Genomic DNA, 22,486 nt, shown 5'->3' with positions numbered 1-22,486 from the left:
AAGCGTAAAGAATATTTTATACAAAACAATGTTCGTATTAGAATGAATGACTTACATGAATGACCAGCATTATGCAAAATAAAAAATCTATCGTATTGGGAATCACAGGTGGGATCGCCGCTTATAAAGCTGCCGAGCTTGTACGCCTATTGGTAAAAAATAATATTGAAGTACAGGTTGTGATGACACAGTCTGCCTGCCAATTTATTACACCAGTCACAATGCAGGCACTTTCTGGTAAACCGGTATTTACTGACATGTGGGATGCATCCATCACTAACGGCATGCCGCACATTGAACTAAGCCGCGCCGCTGACGCAATTGTGATTGCCCCGGCGAGTGCAGACTTCATGGCTAAACTCACGCATGGTCGTGCGGACGATTTGCTGTCCACTCTATGTTTAGCCAGAGACTGTGATTTACTGGTTGCCCCAGCCATGAACAAACAAATGTGGGAGAACCCTGCCACTCAGCGCAACATCACACAATTGATGCAAGACGGTATCAGCATCCTCGGCCCCGGCAGCGGCGAGCAGGCATGTGGTGAAATTGGCTTAGGCCGCATGCTAGAAGCAGAAGATTTACTAGATTTAATAGTCGCGCACTTTCAACCAAAGCTGCTCAAAGGTAAAAAAATACTGATTACGGCAGGCGCCACTTTAGAAATGATAGACCCAGTACGCGCCATTACCAACTTAAGCTCAGGCAAAATGGGCTACGCTATTGCACAAGCCGCTTATGAAATGGGTGCAGAGGTCACACTGGTAAGCGGCGCAACCGCACTCACACGGCCGAATGGTGTGCGCAACATCACGGCTACATCGGCATCATTAATGTACCAAAGCGTGATGCAAAACATTGCCAGCCAAGACATTTTCATTGGTGTCGCCGCCGTTGCAGATTACAGCCCAACCCACGCACAGCAACAGAAAATCAAAAAAAGTGAACAGTCACTATCGTTAGAACTAACACGTAACAAGGACATCATCGCAGAGGTGGCAAGCCTGCCCAGCCCGCCATTTTGTGTAGGCTTTGCGGCAGAAACTGAAAATTTGCTGGCGTATGCAGAAGCAAAGCGCCTAAAGAAAAAACTACCGCTTATTGTAGCCAACCTTACTAGCGACGCCATGGGCAGCGACAACAACAAAGTATTATTGCTAGATAAAGATGGCACACACCCACTTGAGACTGCTGCTAAAATTCAAGTTGCCAGATCGATATTAGTGCATGTGGCAACCATGCTCTAAATTACACCATCCTAATAAAACTAAGATTAATCAACCCTAACCCACCGCTATGTTTGATATAAATCAAACATAGCTAAGAGCATCTGGCAACTCATGAAAATCCTGATTCCTTGATGTGCTTTAAACACTAGAATCGCAGCAACTCATTACTAACAAATCAAAAAATCTCTAAGGCAACATATGTCATACACCACCACATTTCAATACAGCGCGCTCACGCTTGCCGTGCTCAGCACCTTTGGCATCGCGCAACAAGCGCAAGCAGAAACAACTGAAAAAATCGTCACCGCACCAGTAGTTGTTACTGCAACACGCGTAGAGCAAAATAGCTTCGACCTACCGGTAGCGATTGATGTAGTAGAAAGCAAAGACATCCAAAACGGCCAACTACAAATGACGCTTTCCGAAAGCCTAATTCGCGTTCCAGGCATTACTGCACAAAACAGAACACAATCGGCACAGGACCCGCAAATATCCAGCCGAGGCTTTGGCTCCCGTTCCAGCTTTGGTGTGCGCGGCGTACGCGTTTATGTAGATGGCATTCCACTCACCATGCCAGATGGCCAAGGCCAGCCCGGTGTAGTAGATTTATCAGCAGTCAAAAGCGTAGAAGTGATGCGCGGCCCATTCTCTGCGCTATACGGCAACTCCTCTGGTGGCGTGATCCAAATGCTGACGAAAGATGCACCCAAAACACCTGAAGTAGGTGCGACTGTCATGTTTGGTAGCTATGATACTAAACGCCAGATTTTGGATGCGGCAGGCACAGCAGAAAACATTGAATACCTTGTTAATGTTTCGAACTTTGAGACCAACGGCTATCGCGACCATAGTGCCAGCAATAAACAACAAGCTACCGCAAAATTCAAAATCAACGTTAGCGAAGATACTAAAATTAATGCACTTCTAAACTGGTTTGAGCAAGAGGCAGAAGATCCATTAGGACTACCTAGAGTTGCGACTGCTAATGACCCGTCTGCCTTTGTGAACCCCAAAGCAGCTCCAAATAGTGCTTACAATGCAAATACAAAGGTAAGCAGAAATCACACTCAAGTAGGTTTTAATATTGAGCATGCATTAAACACAAACAATAAAATCAATTTGATGACATACGCTGGTAATCGTGAAAACCTGCAATATCTATCAACTAATGTGTCCAGCAACGCAGGCAGGGCAAGCTCAATCTCACGCGACTTCTGGGGCGCGGATTTAAGATGGGATAACAAAGGCAGCCTATTTAATCTTCAATACAGTCTTTCTATGGGGCTCACTTATGGCAAGATGAATGACGTAAGGTTAGATATCAATACGGACAAAGGCATTAAAAGACCAATTATTGCGAACAATGCCAACTCAGCACTAAACCGTGATGAAGATAATATCTCGACCAATTTTGACCAATATATCCAAGGAAAAATATCACTAAGTGACAATCTGGATATTCATGCCGGCGCCAGACACACCAAAGTAGAACTAGAAGTAAAAGATCACTTCTTATCTGGCACAGCAAATAATGGTAATAACAGTGGCTCTGTTGAGTACCAAAAAACCACGCCAGTAATCGGCGCCATTTGGAAGGTAACCCCAACAATAAACCTATATGCCAATTATGGCAAAGGGTTTGAAACACCAACTTTTATTGAAGCAGCATACAACTCAGTTAATAACGGCGCACCTAACTTAACACTTAAACCAAGCGAAAGCACTAACTATGAACTGGGGTTAAAGTCAGTAATTGCTGATAATCATCAACTAAACTTTAATGTATTTAAAATAGACACTAAGAACGAAATTGTCACTAAAGAAACAAACAGCTTTAATAGAAGCGTTTTTGGCAATGCAGACAAAACCAAGCGTACAGGCGCAGAACTATCTATTGACTCTCAATACGATAACAATATATCAACGTACCTTTCCTACTCACTCTTAAATGCAAAGTTTGACTCAGACTTCACCTACATACCATCTTCAGGTACACCAACCATGATTCAATCAGGCAATAAAATCCCCGGTACTTATCGTAGTCAAATTTATGGTGAACTGGCATGGAGATACGCACCACTAGGCTTCAAAACTGCGCTGGAAGCAAGACACAATAGCAAAGCCTATGTGAACGACATTAACACCGACTCAGCTCACGCTTATACAATATTCAATATAAGAGCTGGGTTTGAGCAAAACCTAGCGAATTGGCGTTTAACTGAATACGTACGCGTGGAAAATCTAAGTGACAAAAATTATATAGGTTCAGTGCGTGTGAATGATTCTAACCTACGCTTCTTTGAACCTGCAGCAGGTAGAAACTATCTGTTAGGCCTAAGCGCTCAGTATAAATTCTAGAGACGTAACCAAACAACTCAAGCCAGCAACCATATTAATTATGCTGGCTTTTTTATTAACCATATTTAGTGTTTAATACAAACCTGAGCCAACCACTATAAAAATACAAACATTATGTCCATACTCATTGATCTAAAAATTCTAGACGATCGTTTACGTAGCCAGTTCCCTACCTACGCAACGCCAGGCTCTGCAGGCCTGGATTTACGCGCCTGTATTGAATCCCCTATCACTTTAAATCCAGGGGAAACTACACTGATCCCTACAGGCATGGCGATTCATATCGACAACACCTATTATGCCGCACTTATTTTACCGCGCTCTGGGCTCGGCCATAAGCATGGCATTGTACTGGGCAACCTGGTTGGGCTAATTGACTCAGACTATCAAGGGCAACTAATGGTATCCTGCTGGAATCGTGGTAATACAGCGTTTGAGTTGAATCCGTTGGAGCGAATCGCGCAATTGGTCATCGTACCGGTCATGCAGGCTGAGTTCCATGTAGTAGACGATTTTGATACTTCAGAACGTGGTGAAGGTGGCTTTGGTAGCACCGGAAAACACTAACAAAAAATAATATGTGAATTTACTGAAAAGAAACACATATTTAGCTTGAAACAAATAAAGAATGTGTACTATAATCACGCTCTTTCTCAAAAATAGAGTTCTTGGAGATAACCATGGCACGTGTATGTCAGGTAACAGGCAAAAAGCCAATGGTGGGTAACAATGTTTCTCACGCACAAAACAAAACAAAACGTCGTTTTTTACCTAATTTGCAAAACCGCAAATTCTGGGTTGAGAGCGAAAACCGCTGGGTAAGCATGCGTATTACTAACGCTGCGCTACGCACTATCGACAAAAACGGTATTGATGCTGTTTTAGCTGATATGCGTGCTGCTGGCGAAAAGATTTAAGCTGCTAACTTAACTTAGCAAATAAAGGAAAGTAAAATGCGCGAAAAAATCAAATTAGAGTCAAGTGCTGGTACAGGTCATTTCTATACCACTACAAAAAACAAACGTACAATGCCAGGCAAATTAGAAATCAAAAAATTTGACCCAGTTGTACGTAAGCACGTTATGTACAAAGAAACAAAATTGAAATAATTCGTTATTTCAGCAATAAAAAAGCTCACTATACGTGAGCTTTTTTTATTGCCTAATGCTTTAATGAGTTGTATTTAATAAATACGGTGAGCAGCAGATGAGCATAGCAAAACCCAAAATCTACTACTAACCGCCCAATACACGCACTTCTCGCTGTGGGTAAGGGATAGATATATCATGCGCCTTAAACAAGCGCCAAATCGCCATAAAAAGATCAGACTGCAAGCTAGAAGTGCCCTCTTCAGCATCATGAATCCATACCGTTAAGCGAACATCTATTCCACTCTCAGCAAAGCCTGTGACAACAGAGCCTGGCGCCGGCGTTACCAGCACCCTAGGATGATCCTCGGCTGCCTTAATTAACAACTGCAAGACTAACTCCAAATCACTCTCATAGCCAACCTGTACCGCCACCTGCACCCTGGTATTTCTATCCATACCAGAGTGGTTAATCACAGGGTTGATAATCAAGGTTTCATTAGGAATGATAACTTCGGTACCATCCAATTTTTTCAGTACCAAATAGCGTGTACGTAAATCTTTAATAATCCCGTAATGCACATCAATGGTCACAATATCACCAATGCTTATAGACTTATCCATCAGCAAAATAAAGCCACTCACATAATTACTGGCAATACGCTGCAAACCAAAACCCAACCCCACGCCTAATGCACCACCAAATACGGAAATTAAAGTTAAATCTAAGCCAACAGCAGAAAGCCCCATCAACACGGCAATAAACAGCAAGCAAATGCGCACCACTTTAGCCAACATCACACGGGTATTAGCATTGAGCTGCGCCACCTGCATCAGTTTATTTTCAATAACGCGACTTAGCCACATTGCTACAAAAACTGTAATCAATATGGTGAGCAGTCCCTGCAGTAAAAGTAATAAATTAACAGGGTTTTTGCCTATCTTGAATTTGACGGCTTCTAGCGTCTCCAGCATCTCAGGCAGGATGCCACTTAAATGTAATGCCAACACGAGCCAAATCATCGTTGCAAGAGTGTGCTCTATCGTTTTAAGCACGCCACCTGGGGCGATAATATAACGCATGGCATAGACCACTAGGCGCACCGCAGCCATCGCCAAAAGCAAATTACTGGCAAGGTGAAGCATGGTCGTATGCTGCCAGTGTCCCAGTACCCATTTTGAGAATAAAACGATACTAAGGGTGGATAACGGAAACAGCAGACGATTGAATGTGCCTATACCTATTTTCCAACTCTCAGGCGCATGACTCATAACATAGGCACGTATGGCGCCATTGATCATCCAGGCAATAGCACAAGCAATCACAATTACACCAATTTGCCAGCCTGCAACAGGCGTTCCAATATCAGCTAATATTTCTTGCCATATGAAATCAATGCGATTACTCATGTTTGCTAAACCTAGAAATTAAATCAAAAATCTATATCAAGAATATAGTGGCCAACCCTAAAAATATAAAGAAACCGCCACTGTCTGTCATCGCTGTAATCAGCACACTGGAACCCACGGCAGGGTCGCGGCCTATCTTATTCATCATTAAGGGGATAACAACCCCCATCAGCGCGGCTAATAGCAGGTTAAGCGTCATTGCCGACATCATAACCAAGCCTAAAGGGTAACTGCCATATAGCGCGTAAGCTACTGCTCCAATTACACCACCCCAAAGCAAGCCATTTAACAAAGCAACGCCAAGCTCCTTGGTAATGAGTGATTTCATATTATGTGAAGCTACCTGACCTAATGCTAAACCACGTACAATCATGGTGGTGGTTTGATTGCCTGAATTTCCACCCACACCAGCCACAATAGGCATCAGCGCGGCTAAGGCAACTATCTTTTCAATAGAACCTTCAAATAGACCAATCACGCGTGACGCGATTAATGCAGTAATTAAATTAATAGCTAGCCAAGCCCACCTGTTTTGCACAGATTTCCATACAGAAGCAAAGAAGTCTTCCTCTTCACGCAAACCAGCCATAGAAAGCATATCGCTCTCAGCCTCTTCACGAATCAAATCCATCACCGCATCAACAGTCACACGCCCAACTAATTTGCCACTTTCATCCACTACAGGCGCAGTCACCAGGTCATAACGTTCAAACGCCTTTGCTGCATCATCGGCAATATCCTCCGGATGAAATATCACAGCATCTTCAGACATCACGTCAGCCACTTTTGCATCCAAATCGCTTACCACCAAGCGCTTTAGCGGCAATACACCATGCAACACATCATCACGATCTACCACAAATAGTTTATCGGTATGATCAGGTAAGCCACCTAGCCGACGCATATAGCGTAGAGCAACCTCTAAGGTAATATCCTCACGAATCGTGACGATATCAAAGTCCATGATTGAGCCAACAGCATCATCAGAATAAGACAGTGCAGATTGCAAACGTGCACGATTTTGCGCATCTAGGCTATCCAGCAGGTCCTGTAATACGTCTTTAGGCAAATCTGGCGCCAGGTCAGCCAATTCATCAGTATCAAGCTGCTCAGCGGCCGCTAGCAACTCATCAGAGTCCATGTCTGCAATTAGGGTCTGCCGTACCGCATCAGACACTTCAAGCAAGATTTCGCCGTCACGGTCAGCTTTCACCAACTCCCAAACATCTAAACGCTGCTCTAGCGGTAAAGCTTCAAGAATATAAGCAACGTCAGCAGGGTGTAATAGTTCTAATTTCTTTTGGAGTTCATTAAGGTTTTGCTTATGGACCAAAGACTCAATCAGTTCATGATTAGACATCTCTTGGTTATGCACCATATTTTCTATTAAGCGATGCTTCTCAAGGAGCGAAATAACCTGTTGCAGGCTTTCGCTCAAACTCTCTTTGGTTTCCTGAATGTCTGCCATAATGACCCAATACTATTTTCTTTTAGTTACTACGCCATTATGATTTATTTTTAATTAAAAATAGAATCATTCAGCAAAAAATCTGCGTTAGTCCTTACTGCGCAATGCTGAAATCAACCTCAACACAGGAACCACACGCATCATGATAGCGCTCACGCTTTACACCACATCACATTGCCATCTATGCGAAGAGGCAGAAGCTATGCTAATTAGCATAGCAAACAATCATGACATTACTTGGCGTTCAATTGAAATTGCAGATAATAATCAACTACTAGAAGCTTACGGCACAACCATTCCAGCAATCCAGATAACTGGCACAAGCTCTGAGATTAAATGGCCATTTGGTGCAGAAGAGATATTAGCGTTAGTTAAAACAGACACAATACCAAAATAGAAGTTTCACAACATCAAATGCGTACGCTTAAAACTAAAAAACCAGCAACGTTGCTGGTTTTTTAGTATTTATAACAACTGAAACTACCTACTCAGTCACTACTGCTTCCGTTGAAGGATCTGGACGATCAACCAACTCAACAAGTGCCATAGGTGCGTTATCACCATTACGGAAACCACATTTTAGGATACGTAAGTAACCACCATTACGTGTGTTATAACGTGGGCCCAACTCAGCAAACAATTTACCTACGATGTCACGATCGCGTAAACGATCGAAAGCAAGGCGGCGATTTGCCAAAGTTGCAGTTTTACTAAGCGTAATTAACGGCTCTGCAAACTTACGCAACTCTTTTGCCTTAGGCAAAGTAGTTTTGATGATTTCATGACGCAACAAAGATGTTGTCATGTTACGGAACATTGCAGCACGATGACTGCTTGTACGATTTAATTTACGATTGCTATTACCGTGACGCATAGTAATTCCTTAAGTTTTCTATATCTTCAATATCAGCTTGTATTAAGCTTTTTCCAAACCAACCGGTGGCCAGTTTTCTAATTTCATACCCAATGTCAGGCCACGAGTAGCCAAAACATCTTTAATTTCATTCAATGATTTACGGCCAAGATTAGGAGCTTTTAACAACTCATTCTCTGTACGTTGAATCAAATCACCGATGTAAAATATATTTTCTGCTTTTAGGCAGTTAGCTGAACGTACAGTTAACTCTAAATCATCAACTGGGCGTAATAACACAGGATCAACTTGTGGAGCTGATTTAACTTCAACTTCACTAGGTGCGCCTTCTAAATCAGCAAATACAGACAACTGACCCATTAAGATACGAGCAGCATCACGAATTGCTTGTTCTGGCTCAATTACGCCATTTGTTTCCACATCCATTACCAACTTATCTAAGTCAGTACGTTGCTCAACACGAGCGCTATCAACATAGTAGCTTACTTTATTGATAGGACTAAATGATGCATCAACCATAATGAAACCTAACACACGGTCATCATCATTAGATTTTTGACGCACTGGAACAGGTTGATAACCGCGACCGATTTCAACTTTAACTTCCAAATTCAGTTTGCCACCTTTAGTTAAGTGAGCAATCACGTGATCAGGGTTAACGATTTCAGCATCGTGACCTGTTTCAAAATCAGCTGCAGTAACAACACCTTCAACAGATTTATTCAATTTCAGAATAGTCTCTGATTTTGAGTTTAACTTTAGAGCTACACCTTTAAGGTTAAGCAAGATATCAACAACATCTTCTTGAACGCCATCTAAAGTAGAGTACTCATGCACTACACCATCAATTTTAACTTCAGTAATAGCGAAGCCAGGAATTGATGAAAGCAAAACGCGACGTAATGCATTACCAAGCGTGTAACCAAAACCACGCTCCATTGGCTCTAAAGTAACACGTGCGCGTAATGGAGATAACACCTCAACATCAACAACGCGAGGCTTCAAATACTCGGTAGGACTGTTTTGCATAGTTATACCTTTAATTTTTTAATATGCTCGTCACTGCTATGAACAACGAGTGATTAATTAGTTAACCCCAGGGCTAACTAATTAATCTAATCAGAACTTAATTACTTAGAGTAAAGCTCAACTACCAATGATTCATTGATTGTTGGTGGCAACTCATCGCGTTGTGGTTTAGCTTTAAAAGTACCTTTCAAAGCTTTCACATCTACTTCTAACCACTCTGGGAAACCACGTTGCTCAGCAGCTTCTAATGCACCTTTGATACGCAATTGCGTTTTTGATGCTTCAGCTACACTGATAACGTCACCAGCTTTAACTTGGTATGAAGGGATGTTAACGCGCTTGCCATTTACTAAAATGCTGTTATGACGAACGATTTGACGTGCTTCAGTACGTGAACCACCTAGACCCATTCTGTAAGTAACGTTATCTAAACGACACTCTAACAGCTGTAACAAGTTCTCACCTGTAATGCCTTTTTGGCGATCAGCTTCAGCGTAGTAGCTACGGAATTGAGCTTCTAGAACGCCGTAAATACGACGAACTTTTTGTTTTTCACGCAACTGAACACCGTAGTCAGATAAACGTTGGTTACGACGTTGACCGTGTTGACCAGGTGGGAAGTTACGTTTTTCAATTGCACATTTATCAGTAAAGCATTTTTCAGCTTTTAAAAACAACTTCTCGCCTTCGCGACGGCACTGACGGCATTTAGGATCTAAATTTCTAGCCAAGATAGTTCTCCAGTAATCTTTTTCGCTTAGATGCGACGTTTTTTAGGTGGACGGCAACCGTTATGCGGAACTGGCGTCACATCAGTAATGCTGGTAATTTTAAAACCAGCTGCATTAAGTGCGCGCACAGCAGATTCACGACCTGGACCTGGGCCTTTAATACGCACTTCTAAATTCTTTACACCGTTCTCTTGCGCCGATTTACCAGCAACTTCAGCTGCAACCTGTGCTGCAAAAGGGGTACTTTTACGTGAACCTTTAAAACCTTGACCACCAGAAGTAGCCCATGACAAAGCATTGCCTTGACGGTCTGTAATGGTGATGATGGTATTGTTAAAAGAAGCATGCACGTGGGCGATACCCTCTGCAATATTCTTTTTAACTTTTTTTCTTACGCGTACATTAGCTTTTGCCATGTTGCATTTTCCTTACCAATAAATCTAACTTAAATTGTAAACTTTTAATCGTTTAGCATACTAAAGCGCTTAAGTGAAAAGCGCTTTACCGCCTAGGGATTACTTAGACTGCTTAATTGCCTTAACTGGGCCCTTACGAGTACGCGCATTTGTTTTAGTGCGCTGACCACGAACCGGCAATCCACGACGATGGCGAACGCCTCTGTAGCATCCTAAATCCATCAAACGTTTAATGTTCATTGAAACTTCGCGACGTAAGTCACCTTCAACTTTAAACTTCGCTACTTCATCACGTAACTTTTCAACATCTGCATCATTCAGATCTTTAATTTTTGCAGTTGCTAAAACACCAGCAGCAACGCAGATCTTTTGTGCAGTGTTACGTCCAATACCGTAAATTGCTGTTAAAGCAATTTCAGTGTGTTTGTTATTCGGGATATTTACCCCTGCAATACGCGCCATACTTTACTCCAAATTAGGCCTTACTGATTCACTTGCTTTAAAAAAGCCGATGATTTTAACAGGAAAACCATTTTTTATCAAATAGCTAATCTTCTGATCAATCAAATTATTGACCAACTTAAATTAATATGCAGCCTAAGCCTTTATTAATTTGGATTAATTGAACTTAATCAATTAACCTTGACGTTGTTTATGACGTGGATCTGTGCAGATAATACGCACAACGCCACGACGACGGACAACTTTACAATTACGGCATAAAGCCTTTACTGATGCACGAACTCTCATATTTCACTCCAATACAACTAAACTGTATGCTTACAACGCTTATTATTTATTTTGCACGGAACGTAATTCGCGCACGGGATAAATCATAAGGCGTCATCTCAACGGTGACTTTATCACCAGGCAAAATACGAATATAGTGCATACGCATTTTTCCTGAAATATAGCCTAAAACAACATGACCATTTTCTAACTTAACTCTGAAAGTAGCATTGGGGAGATTTTCTAAAATCTCACCTTGCATTTCAATTCTATCTTCCTTAGCCATCTTGCAATTACTTAACGCTAGGTGCGTTACCTTTAAAATTAGCTTTTCTAAGCAATCCCTCGTATTGATGAGACATCAAATGAGACTGCACCTGTGTCATAAAGTCCATAGTAACAACGACAATAATCAACAAAGAAGTGCCGCCAAAGTAGAAAGGCGTATTAAATTTTAAAATCAAAAATTCAGGTAACAAACATACCAACGTAATATAAGCAGCACCAACTAAAGTCAAACGACCCATAATACGATCAATATATTTTGCTGTCTGATCACCTGGTCTAATTCCTGGAACAAAAGCACCACTTTTCTTCAAGTTATCAGCTGTATCCTTAGGATTAAACTGCAATGCTGTATAAAAGAAGCAAAAGAAGAAAATTGCAGCAGCAAATAACAGGATATAAATCGGCTGTCCTGGTGACAATGCAGCAGCAACGTCTTTCAACCAGAATGTGCTTTCACTACTACCAAACCAACCCGCTAAAGTAGCTGGGAACAGAATGATACTAGAAGCAAAAATTGGAGGAATAACACCAGCCATATTCAACTTCATAGGCAAGTGCGTAGTTTGTCCACCATACACTTTATTACCTACCTGGCGCTTAGCGTAGTTAACTGTAATCTTTCTTTGGCCGCGCTCAACGAACACTACCAATGCAGTTACTAGCACTGTTGCTACCAGCAAGAAGAATGCTAGTGGAATACTAAACGCACCAGTATTTACCATTTCAGCAGTAGAACCAATCGCATGTGGCAAACCAGCAACTATACCGGCAAAAATAATGATAGAAATACCATTACCAATACCACGCTCTGTAATTTGCTCACCTAGCCACATCAAGAACATCGTGCCTGATACTAAAGTAATCACAGCTGTCAGTCTAAATGCCATGCCTGGATCAAATACTAAATTAGGCTGACCTTCTAACATAATCGCAATACCAAGCGCTTGGAACATTGCCAGCACTACAGTACCGTATCGTGTATATTTGGTGATTGCTCTACGACCTGCTTCACCCTCTTTTTTCAACTGCTCTAGTCTTGGTGACACAGCCGTCATCAACTGCATAATAATAGATGCAGAAATGTACGGCATGATACCCAAGGCAAACACAGTGAATCTAGACAAAGCACCACCTGAAAACATGTTAAACATGCCCAAGATACCGCCGCTTTGTGAAGCAAATAATTTAGCCAGTTCATCAGGATTAATCCCTGGAACTGGAATATGAGCACCTAAGCGGTAAACAATTAACGCACCTAAGACAAACAATAGGCGACTTTTAAGTTCGCCCATTTTTGCCGCTGTTTTTAAAATGCCTTCTTGTGCCAAGATATATACTCTTAAGCAGCTTCTAAAACTTTACCGCCAGCTGCTTCAACTGCAGCGCGAGCGCCTTTAGTTAATAGCAAACCTTGGATATTGTACTTAGCAGTTACATCACCAGACAAAAAGATCTTAGCGTTAGTTACTGTACCAGAAACGATATTTGCTGCTTTCAAAGCCAACAAGTCAATCACTTCATTAGGAATCAAAGCAAGTTCGCTAGTACGAACGTGCGCTGTATTCGCTTTAGTTAATGATTTAAAGCCACGTTTTGGTAGACGACGTTGAATAGGCATTTGACCGCCTTCAAAGCCAACTTTATGAAAACCACCAGTACGTGATTTTTGACCTTTATGACCACGACCAGCTGTTTTACCTAAACCAGAACCAATACCACGACCAACACGGCGACGTTCTTTTTTCGAGCCTTCTGCAGGCTTAATCGTATTTAATTGCATTATCCCTCTACCTTTAATAGATAGCCAACGGTATTGATCATACCGCGAATTGCCGGAGTATCTTGTAATTCAACTGTATGGTGCATGCGGCGTAAACCTAAACCTCTAACGGTAGCTTTATGCGCCTCAATACGACCAATAACACTTTTAACAAGAGTTACTTTAATGCCTGATGCATCTTTTTTTGCTTTAGCCATAATTAGCCTCTAATTTCTTCAACTGATTTACCGCGTTTAGCAGCGATTTCCGCTGGTGTATTCATTGACTCTAAACCGTTCAATGTAGCGCGAACTAAGTTGTAAGGATTGGTTGAACCAATACATTTTGCTACAACGTTAGTCACACCCATTACTTCGAAAATAGCGCGCATTGCACCACCGGCGATAATACCAGTACCTTCAGAAGCTGGTTGAATAAACACTTTAGCAGCACCGTGAACACCTGTAACTGCATGATGCAAAGTACCGTTTGTTAAATTGATTTTTAACATACCACGACGTGCTTCATCCATTGCTTTTTGTACTGCAACTGGAACTTCACGCGCCTTACCTTTACCCATGCCTACAGCACCGTCGCCATCACCTACTACTGTAAGTGCAGCAAAACTCATAATACGACCACCTTTAACCGTTTTACTTACACGATTAACTGCAATCATTTTTTCGCGCAAACCATCAGTCTGCTGCTGTTGCTGTTCAATTTCTTTTGCCATCATTAACCTCTTTAGCAGTCAGACCAATTAGAAGGACAAGCCGTTTTCACGTGCGGCATCAGCCAACGCTTTAATACGACCATGATATTTGTAACCAGAACGATCAAAAGCAACAGTAGTTACACCAGCCTTGATCGCTTTTTCAGCAATTAATTTACCAATTGCTGTGGCAGCTTCAACGTTGCCACCATTTTTGATGTTTTTGCGAACTTCAGCTTCTACTGTAGAAGCGCTAACGATCACTTTATCACCAGTACCGGCAATAATTTGCGCATAAATGTGCGTATTAGTACGGTGCACACTCAAACGAGTAACTTTTAGCTCTGCAATTTTGGCACGGGTTTTACGTGCACGACGCAAGCGATTATTTACGTTGTTCATTTTTTAAGCCTTATTTCTTTTTGGTTTCTTTAATTACAACAACTTCATCCGCATAACGAACACCTTTACCTTTATAAGGCTCTGGAGCACGGTAAGCGCGAATCTGTGCCGCAACTTGACCAATAACCTGTTTATCAACACCAGTTAACACAACTTCAGTTGGTGTAGGTGTAGCAACAGTAACGCCTTCTGGCATTTTGTGGTTGATCGGATGTGAATAGCCTAATTCCAAATTCAACATAGCGCCTTGTGCAGCAGCTTTGTAACCAACGCCAACTAGCGTTAATTTACGAGTAAAGCCTTCTGAAACACCTTTAACCATGTTAGCAACTAAGGCACGTAAAGTACCTGACATTGCTTGAGAATGCTGAGCGTCGTTAGCCGCTTCGAAAGTGATAGTTTCACCTTCGCGTTTTAGCAAAACTGCACCAGTCAAAGACTGTGTCAATTTACCTAATGGACCACTAACATTAATTGCATCAGCGCTAAGTACAACTTCAACTTTAGCAGGAATAGCTACTGGATTTTTAGCAACACGTGACATTTGCTTCTCCTTAAGCCACTACGCACAGCACTTCACCACCGATACCGGCAGCTTGAGCTTTACGATCTGTCATTACACCCTTAGATGTAGACATAATTGTCACACCAAGGCCATTCATCACTTTAGGAATCTCTTGGCTTCCTTTGTACACACGTAAACCAGGCTTACTGATACGCTGGATACGTTCAATTACTGGACGACCTGCGTAATATTTAAGACTAATGTTTAACGTTGCTTTATTACCTTCTGTTTGCACAGCAAAGTCTTCGATATAGCCTTCATCTTTAAGAACGCTAGCGATAGCTGACTTAACATTAGAAGAAGGCATAGTTACAACCGCTTTATTGACCATCTGCGCATTACGAATACGCGTCAACATATCGGCAATTGGATCACTCATACTCATAGATCTATTCCCCTATTACCAGCTAGCTTTGGTGACGCCTGGCACTTGGCCACTCATCATTAAATCACGCAATTTGCTACGTGCAATACCAAACTTACTAAACACACCACGTGGGCGACCAGTTAAAGCACAACGGTTACGAAGACGCACTGGGCTTGAGTTACGTGGAAGCGCTTGGAATTTCATACGCGCTTCAAAACGGCTTTCAGCAGTAGCATTTACATCGTTCATTGCAGCTTCAAGTGCCGCACGTTTTGCAGCAAATTTACTTACAGTTGCGCGGCGTTTGATTTCGCGCTCTGTCATACAGGTTTTAGCCATATCTTAACCTCTGAAAGGGAAACTGAATGCAGCAAGTAATGCTTTTGCTTCTTCATCAGTTTTCGCAGTAGTAGTAATAGTGATATTCATCCCACGAATTGCATCGATTTTATCATATTCAATTTCAGGGAAAATTATCTGCTCTTTAACGCCCATGTTATAGTTTCCACGGCCATCAAAAGATTTAGCAGAAATACCACGGAAGTCACGGATACGAGGAATAGCCACTGTTACTAAGCGATCCAAAAACTCGTACATGCGCTCACGGCGCAAAGTAACTTTACATCCAACAGGATAATCATCACGAATCTTAAATGAAGCAACTGATTTCTTAGCTTTGGTTACGATTGCTTTTTGACCAGCAATTTTCTCCATATCACCAACAGCATGCTCCATCACCTTCTTATCAGCAACAGCCTCACCAACACCCATATTAAGTGTGATTTTTTCGATGCGAGGCACCTGCATCACAGAAGTGTAACCAAATTGCTCAGTCAATGACTTAACAACTGAGTCTTTATAGTATTGTTTTAAACGCGCCATTATTCTTCCTATGCGTCAACTGCTTCGCCATTAGATTTGAATACGCGAATTTTGCGACCATCTTCTAATGTCTTAAAGCCTACGCGATCACCTTTTTGTGTCGCACTGTTAAATAAAGCAACGTTTGAGATGTCAACTGGCATCTCTTTAGCAATAATGCCACCAGCGATACCCTTCATCGGGTTAGGTTTTGCATGTTTCTTAACTAGGTTAAGACCCTCTACAACAACATGACCTGAATCAAGAATACTTAACACTGTACCTTGCTTGCCTTTATCTTTACCTGTATTCAGGATGACTTGATCACCCTTGCGAATTTTATTCATGTGAGCTCCTACAAAACTTCTGGCGCTAATGAAACGATTTTCATGAATTTTTCTGAACGTAATTCACGAGTCACTGGCCCAAAAATACGTGTGCCAATCGGTTCGAGCTTGTTATTTAACAACACAGCTGCATTACCGTCGAACTTAACCAAAGAGCCGTCTGGACGACGAACACCTTTAGCAGTACGCACAACAACCGCACTGTACACTTCGCCTTTTTTAACGCGACCACGAGGCGCAGCATCTTTAATGCTCACCTTAATGATATCGCCAATACCAGCGTAACGACGTTTAGAACCACCTAACACCTTGATGCATTGCACAGAGCGCGCACCAGTGTTGTCGGCAACTTCTAGCCGAGATTGCATTTGAATCATGAGAGTAATCTCCAACTTAATCCGTAAAAACCAACACCGGCCATTTATAGTTAAAAACTATGTAGGCCGACAGACCACGGTCAGTATTGGGGCGAGAGCTTTGTGACTTACAAGAAGTCGCTCGCCGAAAAACAAAACATTATATACAGCTTAAAACAATTACGCAATTACTTTTAACGGTAATTGCGTAATTATCAAACTTAGGCCTGTTTAACAACCCAAGTTTTAGTTTTTGATAATGGACGACTTTCAACGATAGTCACCACATCACCTTCTTTACAACTGTTTGTTTCATCATGTGCGTGAAATTTCTTAGACTGACGAACCACTTTACCAATCAAAGGGTGTTTAACTTTACGCTCAACTAAAACAGTAACAGTTTTGTCCATCTTGTCGCTGACAACACGGCCAGTAAGACTACGCACTACTTTTGTTGTATCGGTCATATTATGCCTGCTTTGCTTTCTCAGCTAACACAGTCTTAACACGCGCTACATCTTTGCGTACTTTACCTAGCTGATCTACTTTATTTAATTGCTGAGTAGCTAATTGCATACGTAGTGAAAATTGCGCACGACGCAATTCAATCAACTCTGCATTTAGCTCTTCAACGCTTTTTGCTCTTAAATCGGTTGCTTTCATATTAGCTTCCTTGTCCTTAACTACCAAGTTGGCGTGTCATGAATGTCGTCTCGATTGGTAGCTTAGCAGCAGCCAAACGGAACGCTTCACGCGCTAGCTCTTCGCTAACACCGTCCATCTCGTATAACATTTTACCTGGTTGGATTTGAGCTACGTAGTACTCAGTACTACCTTTACCGTTACCCATACGTACTTCTGCAGGTTTTTTAGAAATTGGTTGGTCTGGGAAAATACGAATCCATACACGACCACCACGTTTAATGTGACGAGTCATTACTCGACGTGCTGCTTCAATTTGACGAGCTGTCAAACGGCCACGGCCAATCGCTTTTAAACCAAAATCACCAAAACTTACTTTATTACCCGTAGTTGCAATGCCTTTGTTACGGCCTTTTTGCATCTTACGGTATTTTTGTCTAGACGGTTGTAGCATCTTTAGCCCTCGCCTTTCTTACTCTTTTTTCAGGTTCTGCAGCCGGTGCTACAGCAGCTTGCGCAGCTTGAGCATTACCTGCAAAAATTTCACCTTTGAATACCCAAACTTTGATACCAATGATGCCGTATGTTGTTGAAGCTTCAGCTACACCGTAATCAATGTCAGCACGTAATGTATGTAATGGCACACGACCTTCACGGTACCATTCAGTACGTGCGATTTCGATACCATTCAAACGACCTGAACTCATGATTTTGATACCTTGTGCACCTAAGCGCATTGCATTTTGCATAGCACGCTTCATAGCACGACGGAACATCACACGTTTTTCAAGTTGTTGTGCAATTGATTGTGCAATCAAAGTAGCATCAAGCTCTGGCTTACGCACTTCTTCAATGTTCAAATGAACTGGAACGCCCATCAAACCTTGCAATGAAGAACGTAATGACTCGATGTCCTCACCTTTTTTACCAATAACCACGCCTGGGCGCGCACTGTAAATGGTGATCTTTGCATTTTTAGCTGGGCGCTCAATCATAATACGACTAACTGCAGCACTTGCTAGTTTCTTATTCAAAAACTCACGCACTTTGATGTCGCTTTGCAACATCGCAGGGAAGTTCTTACTATTGGCATACCAACGTGAGGCCCAGTTCTTTTGAACGCTCAGACGGAAACCAATTGGATTAATTTTCTGACCCATGATTATCCCTTAGTTACCGACAGTCACATGAATGTGACAGGTTGGTTTAGTAATACGACCCGCACGACCTTTTGCGCGTGGACGAATACGTTTAAGCACAATGCCTTTATCAACATAAATTGAAGTAACTTTCAATTCGTCGATATCAGCCCCATTGTTATGTTCAGCGTTAGCGATTGCAGATTCAACTACTTTCTTGATGATCTCAGCACCTTTTTTAGGTGTGAAGTTCAAGATGTTAAGTGCGTGATCTACTTTCTTGCCACGAACAAGGTCTGCCACCAATCTAGCTTTTTGCGGAGAGAGATGCACACCTTTTAATATTGCAGATACTTGCATAATTCAGCTCCTACTTCTTAGCTTTCTTGTCGGCTGCATGCCCTTTGAATGTACGTGTTAACGCAAACTCACCAAGCTTGTGACCTACCATGTTTTCAGAAATCAACACTGGAATGTGTTGCTTACCATTATGAATTGCAATAGTAAGACCGATAAAATCTGGGAAAATTGTAGAACGACGTGACCAAGTTTTAATTGGTTTGCGATCGCGAGTTGCCGCAGCAACTTCTACTTTTTTCGCCAAATGACCATCAATAAATGGACCTTTTTTGAGTGAACGTGCCATATGATTACCTTACATTCCTTGGACGACGACTAACGCGCATATTATCCGTACGTTTGCTGCTACGTGTACGGTAACCCTTAGTTTTAACACCCCATGGGCTCACTGGATTCATACCAGCAGCTGTTTTACCTTCACCACCACCGTGAGGGTGATCAACCGGGTTCATCACCACACCGCGAACGGTTGGACGAACACCACGCCAGCGCATCGCACCAGCTTTACCAATTGAACGTAGTGAATGCTCTTCATTACCCACTTCACCTAAAGTTGCTTTGCAATCCACGTGTACGCGGCGAACTTCACCTGAACGTAAACGTAATTGAGCGTAACTGCCCTCACGTGCCAACAACTGTACTGAAGTACCAGCTGAACGCGCTAATTGAGCACCTTTACCAGGTTGCAACTCGATACAATGGATCGTGCTACCAACTGGAATGTTACGCAATGGCATTGCATTACCTACTTTAATAGGTGCATCTGAACCACTGATTAATTGCGCACCTGCAGCAATGCCACGTGGTGCAATAATATAACGACGCTCACCATCAGCATAACAAAGCAAAGCAATGTGTGCTGTACGATTTGGATCATACTCAATATGCTCCACTTTCGCTGGAATGCCATCTTTATTACGACGGAAGTCGATTAAACGGTAATGCTGTTTATGACCACCACCTTGATGACGCGTTGTAATATGACCGTTGTTATTACGGCCTGCGTTTTTACTTTGACTCTCCAACAGCGGTGCGTGTGGTTTACCTTTGTAAAGGTCTGGTGTTACAACCTTAAGTACGCCACGACGACCCGGGGAGGTTGGTTTGACTTTAACTAATGCCATCTCTTCTCTCCTTATTCGCCCGCTGCGAAGTTAATTTCTTGGCCTGGTTTCAAGCTAACATAAGCTTTTTTCCAGTCTTTACGCTTGCCCATATTTTTGCCAGCGCGTTTAGTTTTACCGCCAACATTAATAACAGCAACACTAGCTACTTCAACTTTAAAAACAAGCTCAACTGCAGCTTTGATTTCTGGTTTAGTAGCATCAGTACGCACTTTAAATGCGATTTGCTGATGTTTGTCAGCAATGTAAGTTGCTTTCTCAGTAATTTGCGGAGCTAAAATTACTTGTAACAAACGATCTTGAGTTTTAGTAATAGCGCTCATCATGCTAACATCTCCTCAAGCTTCTTCACTGCACCCTCAGTAGCAACTACATTAGGGAAGCGAACCAAACTAACAGGGTCAGCAAACTGAGCTTCAACCACCATTACGTTAGTTAAGTTACGTGAAGATAAATATAAGTTTTCATTAAAGCTATCAGTTAGCACTAACACGCCACCTGCATAACCCATACCTTTGATTTTTTCTGCCAATGCCTTGGTTTTAGGCGTATCAACAGAGAACTCTTCAACTACGCTTAAACGGTCTTGACGAACTAATTCTGACAAGATTGTTTGCATACCAGCACGGTAAGCCTTACGGTTTACTTTGTGGCTAAAGTTTTCATTAGGTGAGTTAGGGAATGCACGACCACCTCCACGCCAGATAGGGCTTGAGCTCATACCTGAACGAGCGTTACCTGTACCTTTTTGCGCGTAAGGCTTATGTGTCGTATGCGCAACTGTGTCACGGCCCTTTTGAGCACGTGTAGCAGTACGAGCATTTGCCATGTAACCAACTACAACTTGGTGAACCAAAGCTTCGTTAAATTCGCGACCAAATGTACCTTCAGATACAGTCACGCCTTTTTTAGCTGGCTTACCATTTTTATCTATTAGCTTAAGTTCCATTATTTAACCCCTTTCACTTTAATGGCTGGACGCACAACAACGTCGCCGCCTTTAGAGCCAGGGATCGCACCTTTAATCAACAACAGGTTACGCTCAACGTCTACACGAACGATTTCCAAGTTCTGTGTAGTTACTTTAACAGCACCCAAATGACCAGGCATACGCTTACCAGGGAAAACGCGACCAGGATCTTGCGCCATACCGATAGAACCAGGTACGTTATGTGAACGTGAGTTACCATGAGAAGCACGGTTAGAACTAAAATGATGGCGTTTAATCGCGCCAGCAAAGCCCTTACCTAAAGATGTGCCAGTAACGTCAACTTTTTGACCCGCTTGGAAAATATCAACAGTGATATTTGCACCAGGCGTGTAATTAGCTAAAACGTCGTCACCGACTGAGAATTCATGAATACCAGCACCTGCAGCAGAACCTGACTTAGCATAATGCCCAGTCAATGCTTTGTTGATACGGCTGGCACGACGTGTGCCGTAAGCTACTTGAAGGCCAGTATAGCCATCGCTTGCGGTCGTCTTGATCTGTGTCACGCGGTTAGGTACAACTTCCAACACGGTTACCGGAACGCTTGCGCCATCCTCAGTAAACACGCGGGTCATACCCACTTTGCGACCAATAAGCCCTAAGCTCATGATCGTTTCCTTATATTTTAGTTAAAAAGTCGATTACAATTGACCGACTTCTGTGAAAGAGGCCGGATTATACCGAACCTCAGTTTTTTTTACAACTAGATTTTACTACTTAAGTTTTTTACAACTTAATTTCAACATCCACACCAGCAGGCAAATCTAATTTCATTAATGCATCTACTGTTTTATCAGTTGGATCCACAATGTCCATTAAACGTTGATGGGTACGAATTTCGAATTGGTCACGTGAAGTTTTGTTTACGTGTGGTGAGCGTAAAATATCAAAACGCTCGATACGTGTTGGTAATGGTACTGGACCTTTAACAACAGCGCCGGTACGTTTGGCAGTTTCTACGATTTCTTGAGCTGATTGATCAATCAAACGATAATCAAATGCTTTAAGACGAATACGGATTTTTTGGTTTGTCATTTTTACTGCCTTTCAAAAGAGCGAAACGGCAGGGTTCACCCTGCCGTTTGATTTAACTACAAAAATTACTCGATAATCTTAGCTACAACACCAGCACCAACAGTACGGCCACCTTCACGGATAGCGAAGCGTAAGCCTTCTTCCATCGCGATTGGTGCAATCAATGTAACAGTGATTGATACGTTGTCGCCTGGCATTACCATTTC

The 22,486-nt window shown here is 42.2% G+C and carries 37 protein-coding genes and 1 pseudogene; 6 read left to right on the top strand and 32 right to left on the bottom strand.

What is annotated here, in order from left to right:
* The first annotated feature begins 71 nt into the window (after positions 1 to 71).
* From coaBC to rpmG, 5 genes are all read left to right on the top strand, one after another.
* Positions 72 to 1,247, top strand: coding sequence for a bifunctional phosphopantothenoylcysteine decarboxylase/phosphopantothenate--cysteine ligase CoaBC (gene coaBC, locus VGD82_RS12455; RefSeq protein WP_331020663.1), 1,176 nt, complete (start codon positions 72 to 74; stop codon positions 1,245 to 1,247).
* A gap of 180 nt (positions 1,248 to 1,427) precedes the next feature.
* Complete coding sequence (locus VGD82_RS12450; protein ID WP_331020662.1) at positions 1,428 to 3,587, top strand: TonB-dependent receptor; 2,160 nt, start codon at positions 1,428 to 1,430, stop codon at positions 3,585 to 3,587.
* Positions 3,588 to 3,701: 114 nt separating this feature from the next.
* Positions 3,702 to 4,154, top strand: a complete 453-nt coding sequence (gene dut / locus VGD82_RS12445; protein ID WP_331020661.1) for a dUTP diphosphatase — start codon at positions 3,702 to 3,704, stop codon at positions 4,152 to 4,154.
* A 113-nt stretch (positions 4,155 to 4,267) separates the two neighbouring features.
* Positions 4,268 to 4,504 carry a 50S ribosomal protein L28 gene (rpmB, locus tag VGD82_RS12440; protein WP_015831325.1) on the top strand — a complete coding sequence of 79 codons (237 nt, stop codon included), beginning with the start codon at positions 4,268 to 4,270 and terminating at the stop codon, positions 4,502 to 4,504.
* Between the two features lie 36 nt (positions 4,505 to 4,540).
* Positions 4,541 to 4,696: a 50S ribosomal protein L33 gene (gene rpmG, locus VGD82_RS12435; protein WP_015831324.1), complete on the top strand. Its 156-nt coding sequence runs from the start codon at positions 4,541 to 4,543 to the stop codon at positions 4,694 to 4,696.
* A 126-nt stretch (positions 4,697 to 4,822) separates the two neighbouring features.
* Here the strand turns inward: rpmG and VGD82_RS12430 are convergent, their stop codons facing one another.
* Both VGD82_RS12430 and mgtE read right to left on the bottom strand, forming a co-directional pair.
* The gene (locus tag VGD82_RS12430) at positions 4,823 to 6,085 is read right to left on the bottom strand and encodes a mechanosensitive ion channel family protein (RefSeq protein WP_331020660.1); all 1,263 of its coding nucleotides are present in this window, start codon (positions 6,083 to 6,085) and stop codon (positions 4,823 to 4,825) included.
* Between the two features lie 31 nt (positions 6,086 to 6,116).
* Positions 6,117 to 7,553, bottom strand: coding sequence for a magnesium transporter (mgtE, locus tag VGD82_RS12425; RefSeq protein WP_331020659.1), 1,437 nt, complete (start codon positions 7,551 to 7,553; stop codon positions 6,117 to 6,119).
* A 142-nt stretch (positions 7,554 to 7,695) separates the two neighbouring features.
* Between mgtE and VGD82_RS12420 the strand changes: the two genes are divergently transcribed.
* Positions 7,696 to 7,950, top strand: coding sequence for a glutaredoxin family protein (locus tag VGD82_RS12420; protein ID WP_331020658.1), 255 nt, complete (start codon positions 7,696 to 7,698; stop codon positions 7,948 to 7,950).
* An 87-nt stretch (positions 7,951 to 8,037) separates the two neighbouring features.
* Here VGD82_RS12420 and rplQ read toward each other — a convergent pair whose 3' ends face one another.
* The 30 genes and pseudogenes from rplQ to VGD82_RS12270 all read right to left on the bottom strand — a co-directional run.
* Complete coding sequence (gene rplQ / locus VGD82_RS12415) at positions 8,038 to 8,427, bottom strand: 50S ribosomal protein L17 (RefSeq protein ID WP_015831320.1); 390 nt, start codon at positions 8,425 to 8,427, stop codon at positions 8,038 to 8,040.
* Between the two features lie 42 nt (positions 8,428 to 8,469).
* Positions 8,470 to 9,456, bottom strand: coding sequence for a DNA-directed RNA polymerase subunit alpha (locus VGD82_RS12410; RefSeq protein WP_135277981.1), 987 nt, complete (start codon positions 9,454 to 9,456; stop codon positions 8,470 to 8,472).
* 101 nt (positions 9,457 to 9,557) lie between these two features.
* A complete protein-coding gene (gene rpsD, locus VGD82_RS12405; protein ID WP_135277983.1) occupies positions 9,558 to 10,187 on the bottom strand; it encodes a 30S ribosomal protein S4 in 630 nt (209 codons plus the stop codon).
* Between the two features lie 26 nt (positions 10,188 to 10,213).
* The gene (gene rpsK / locus VGD82_RS12400) at positions 10,214 to 10,603 is read right to left on the bottom strand and encodes a 30S ribosomal protein S11 (protein ID WP_013147062.1); all 390 of its coding nucleotides are present in this window, start codon (positions 10,601 to 10,603) and stop codon (positions 10,214 to 10,216) included.
* A gap of 99 nt (positions 10,604 to 10,702) precedes the next feature.
* Entirely contained in the window at positions 10,703 to 11,065 is a 363-nt protein-coding gene (rpsM, locus tag VGD82_RS12395; protein WP_135277985.1) for a 30S ribosomal protein S13, read from the bottom strand.
* 174 nt (positions 11,066 to 11,239) lie between these two features.
* Positions 11,240 to 11,353, bottom strand: a complete 114-nt coding sequence (rpmJ, locus tag VGD82_RS12390; protein ID WP_013147060.1) for a 50S ribosomal protein L36 — start codon at positions 11,351 to 11,353, stop codon at positions 11,240 to 11,242.
* A gap of 46 nt (positions 11,354 to 11,399) precedes the next feature.
* Complete coding sequence (infA, locus tag VGD82_RS12385) at positions 11,400 to 11,618, bottom strand: translation initiation factor IF-1 (protein ID WP_015831316.1); 219 nt, start codon at positions 11,616 to 11,618, stop codon at positions 11,400 to 11,402.
* 7 nt (positions 11,619 to 11,625) lie between these two features.
* Positions 11,626 to 12,912 (bottom strand): preprotein translocase subunit SecY, encoded by a 1,287-nt coding sequence (gene secY / locus VGD82_RS12380; RefSeq protein WP_414684502.1) that lies wholly within the window; start codon positions 12,910 to 12,912, stop codon positions 11,626 to 11,628.
* 47 nt (positions 12,913 to 12,959) lie between these two features.
* Positions 12,960 to 13,400, bottom strand: coding sequence for a 50S ribosomal protein L15 (gene rplO / locus VGD82_RS12375; RefSeq protein WP_135277989.1), 441 nt, complete (start codon positions 13,398 to 13,400; stop codon positions 12,960 to 12,962).
* On the bottom strand, positions 13,400 to 13,597 hold the full coding sequence (gene rpmD, locus VGD82_RS12370; RefSeq protein ID WP_019899741.1) for a 50S ribosomal protein L30: 198 nt from the start codon (positions 13,595 to 13,597) through the stop codon (positions 13,400 to 13,402). Before rpmD ends, rplO begins: the two co-directional genes overlap by 1 nt.
* A gap of 2 nt (positions 13,598 to 13,599) precedes the next feature.
* Positions 13,600 to 14,112 carry a 30S ribosomal protein S5 gene (gene rpsE, locus VGD82_RS12365; protein WP_015831312.1) on the bottom strand — a complete coding sequence of 171 codons (513 nt, stop codon included), beginning with the start codon at positions 14,110 to 14,112 and terminating at the stop codon, positions 13,600 to 13,602.
* A 27-nt stretch (positions 14,113 to 14,139) separates the two neighbouring features.
* On the bottom strand, positions 14,140 to 14,493 hold the full coding sequence (gene rplR / locus VGD82_RS12360; RefSeq protein ID WP_015831311.1) for a 50S ribosomal protein L18: 354 nt from the start codon (positions 14,491 to 14,493) through the stop codon (positions 14,140 to 14,142).
* A gap of 10 nt (positions 14,494 to 14,503) precedes the next feature.
* Positions 14,504 to 15,037 carry a 50S ribosomal protein L6 gene (gene rplF / locus VGD82_RS12355; protein WP_331020657.1) on the bottom strand — a complete coding sequence of 178 codons (534 nt, stop codon included), beginning with the start codon at positions 15,035 to 15,037 and terminating at the stop codon, positions 14,504 to 14,506.
* Between the two features lie 10 nt (positions 15,038 to 15,047).
* Positions 15,048 to 15,443, bottom strand: a complete 396-nt coding sequence (gene rpsH, locus VGD82_RS12350) for a 30S ribosomal protein S8 (protein WP_019899743.1) — start codon at positions 15,441 to 15,443, stop codon at positions 15,048 to 15,050.
* 15 nt (positions 15,444 to 15,458) lie between these two features.
* On the bottom strand, positions 15,459 to 15,764 hold the full coding sequence (gene rpsN, locus VGD82_RS12345) for a 30S ribosomal protein S14 (RefSeq protein ID WP_015831308.1): 306 nt from the start codon (positions 15,762 to 15,764) through the stop codon (positions 15,459 to 15,461).
* A 3-nt stretch (positions 15,765 to 15,767) separates the two neighbouring features.
* A complete protein-coding gene (rplE, locus tag VGD82_RS12340) occupies positions 15,768 to 16,307 on the bottom strand; it encodes a 50S ribosomal protein L5 (RefSeq protein ID WP_015831307.1) in 540 nt (179 codons plus the stop codon).
* An 8-nt stretch (positions 16,308 to 16,315) separates the two neighbouring features.
* Positions 16,316 to 16,633 (bottom strand): 50S ribosomal protein L24, encoded by a 318-nt coding sequence (rplX, locus tag VGD82_RS12335; RefSeq protein ID WP_019899747.1) that lies wholly within the window; start codon positions 16,631 to 16,633, stop codon positions 16,316 to 16,318.
* 8 nt (positions 16,634 to 16,641) lie between these two features.
* A complete protein-coding gene (gene rplN, locus VGD82_RS12330; RefSeq protein WP_015831305.1) occupies positions 16,642 to 17,010 on the bottom strand; it encodes a 50S ribosomal protein L14 in 369 nt (122 codons plus the stop codon).
* Positions 17,011 to 17,210: 200 nt separating this feature from the next.
* On the bottom strand, positions 17,211 to 17,456 hold the full coding sequence (gene rpsQ / locus VGD82_RS12325; protein ID WP_135277995.1) for a 30S ribosomal protein S17: 246 nt from the start codon (positions 17,454 to 17,456) through the stop codon (positions 17,211 to 17,213).
* A gap of 1 nt (position 17,457) precedes the next feature.
* On the bottom strand, positions 17,458 to 17,652 hold the full coding sequence (rpmC, locus tag VGD82_RS12320; protein ID WP_135277997.1) for a 50S ribosomal protein L29: 195 nt from the start codon (positions 17,650 to 17,652) through the stop codon (positions 17,458 to 17,460).
* Positions 17,653 to 17,668: 16 nt separating this feature from the next.
* Entirely contained in the window at positions 17,669 to 18,085 is a 417-nt protein-coding gene (rplP, locus tag VGD82_RS12315) for a 50S ribosomal protein L16 (RefSeq protein WP_019899750.1), read from the bottom strand.
* Positions 18,069 to 18,791, bottom strand: coding sequence for a 30S ribosomal protein S3 (gene rpsC / locus VGD82_RS12310; RefSeq protein WP_015831301.1), 723 nt, complete (start codon positions 18,789 to 18,791; stop codon positions 18,069 to 18,071). The genes rplP and rpsC overlap by 17 nt, the downstream gene beginning before the upstream one ends.
* A gap of 9 nt (positions 18,792 to 18,800) precedes the next feature.
* Positions 18,801 to 19,130, bottom strand: a complete 330-nt coding sequence (gene rplV, locus VGD82_RS12305) for a 50S ribosomal protein L22 (RefSeq protein ID WP_013147044.1) — start codon at positions 19,128 to 19,130, stop codon at positions 18,801 to 18,803.
* Positions 19,131 to 19,140: 10 nt separating this feature from the next.
* Positions 19,141 to 19,416 (bottom strand): 30S ribosomal protein S19, encoded by a 276-nt coding sequence (rpsS, locus tag VGD82_RS12300; RefSeq protein WP_015831300.1) that lies wholly within the window; start codon positions 19,414 to 19,416, stop codon positions 19,141 to 19,143.
* Between the two features lie 4 nt (positions 19,417 to 19,420).
* Positions 19,421 to 20,254 (bottom strand): 50S ribosomal protein L2, encoded by an 834-nt coding sequence (gene rplB, locus VGD82_RS12295; RefSeq protein ID WP_015831299.1) that lies wholly within the window; start codon positions 20,252 to 20,254, stop codon positions 19,421 to 19,423.
* 11 nt (positions 20,255 to 20,265) lie between these two features.
* Positions 20,266 to 20,580, bottom strand: coding sequence for a 50S ribosomal protein L23 (rplW, locus tag VGD82_RS12290; RefSeq protein WP_019899752.1), 315 nt, complete (start codon positions 20,578 to 20,580; stop codon positions 20,266 to 20,268).
* Positions 20,577 to 21,203, bottom strand: coding sequence for a 50S ribosomal protein L4 (gene rplD / locus VGD82_RS12285; RefSeq protein WP_135277999.1), 627 nt, complete (start codon positions 21,201 to 21,203; stop codon positions 20,577 to 20,579). Before rplD ends, rplW begins: the two co-directional genes overlap by 4 nt.
* Complete coding sequence (gene rplC, locus VGD82_RS12280) at positions 21,203 to 21,853, bottom strand: 50S ribosomal protein L3 (RefSeq protein ID WP_015831296.1); 651 nt, start codon at positions 21,851 to 21,853, stop codon at positions 21,203 to 21,205. Before rplC ends, rplD begins: the two co-directional genes overlap by 1 nt.
* Before the next feature lie 118 nt (positions 21,854 to 21,971).
* Positions 21,972 to 22,280 (bottom strand): 30S ribosomal protein S10, encoded by a 309-nt coding sequence (gene rpsJ / locus VGD82_RS12275; protein ID WP_015831295.1) that lies wholly within the window; start codon positions 22,278 to 22,280, stop codon positions 21,972 to 21,974.
* A 65-nt stretch (positions 22,281 to 22,345) separates the two neighbouring features.
* Positions 22,346 to 22,486 (bottom strand): annotated as a pseudogene (locus VGD82_RS12270) (elongation factor Tu); the annotation flags it as partial.

The organism is Methylotenera sp., from assembly GCF_036401095.1.
Classification (GTDB): Bacteria; Pseudomonadota; Gammaproteobacteria; order Burkholderiales; family Methylophilaceae; genus Methylotenera.
Note: the sequence above shows the minus strand (reverse complement) of the source record. Positions and strands in the feature narration are given on the sequence as shown.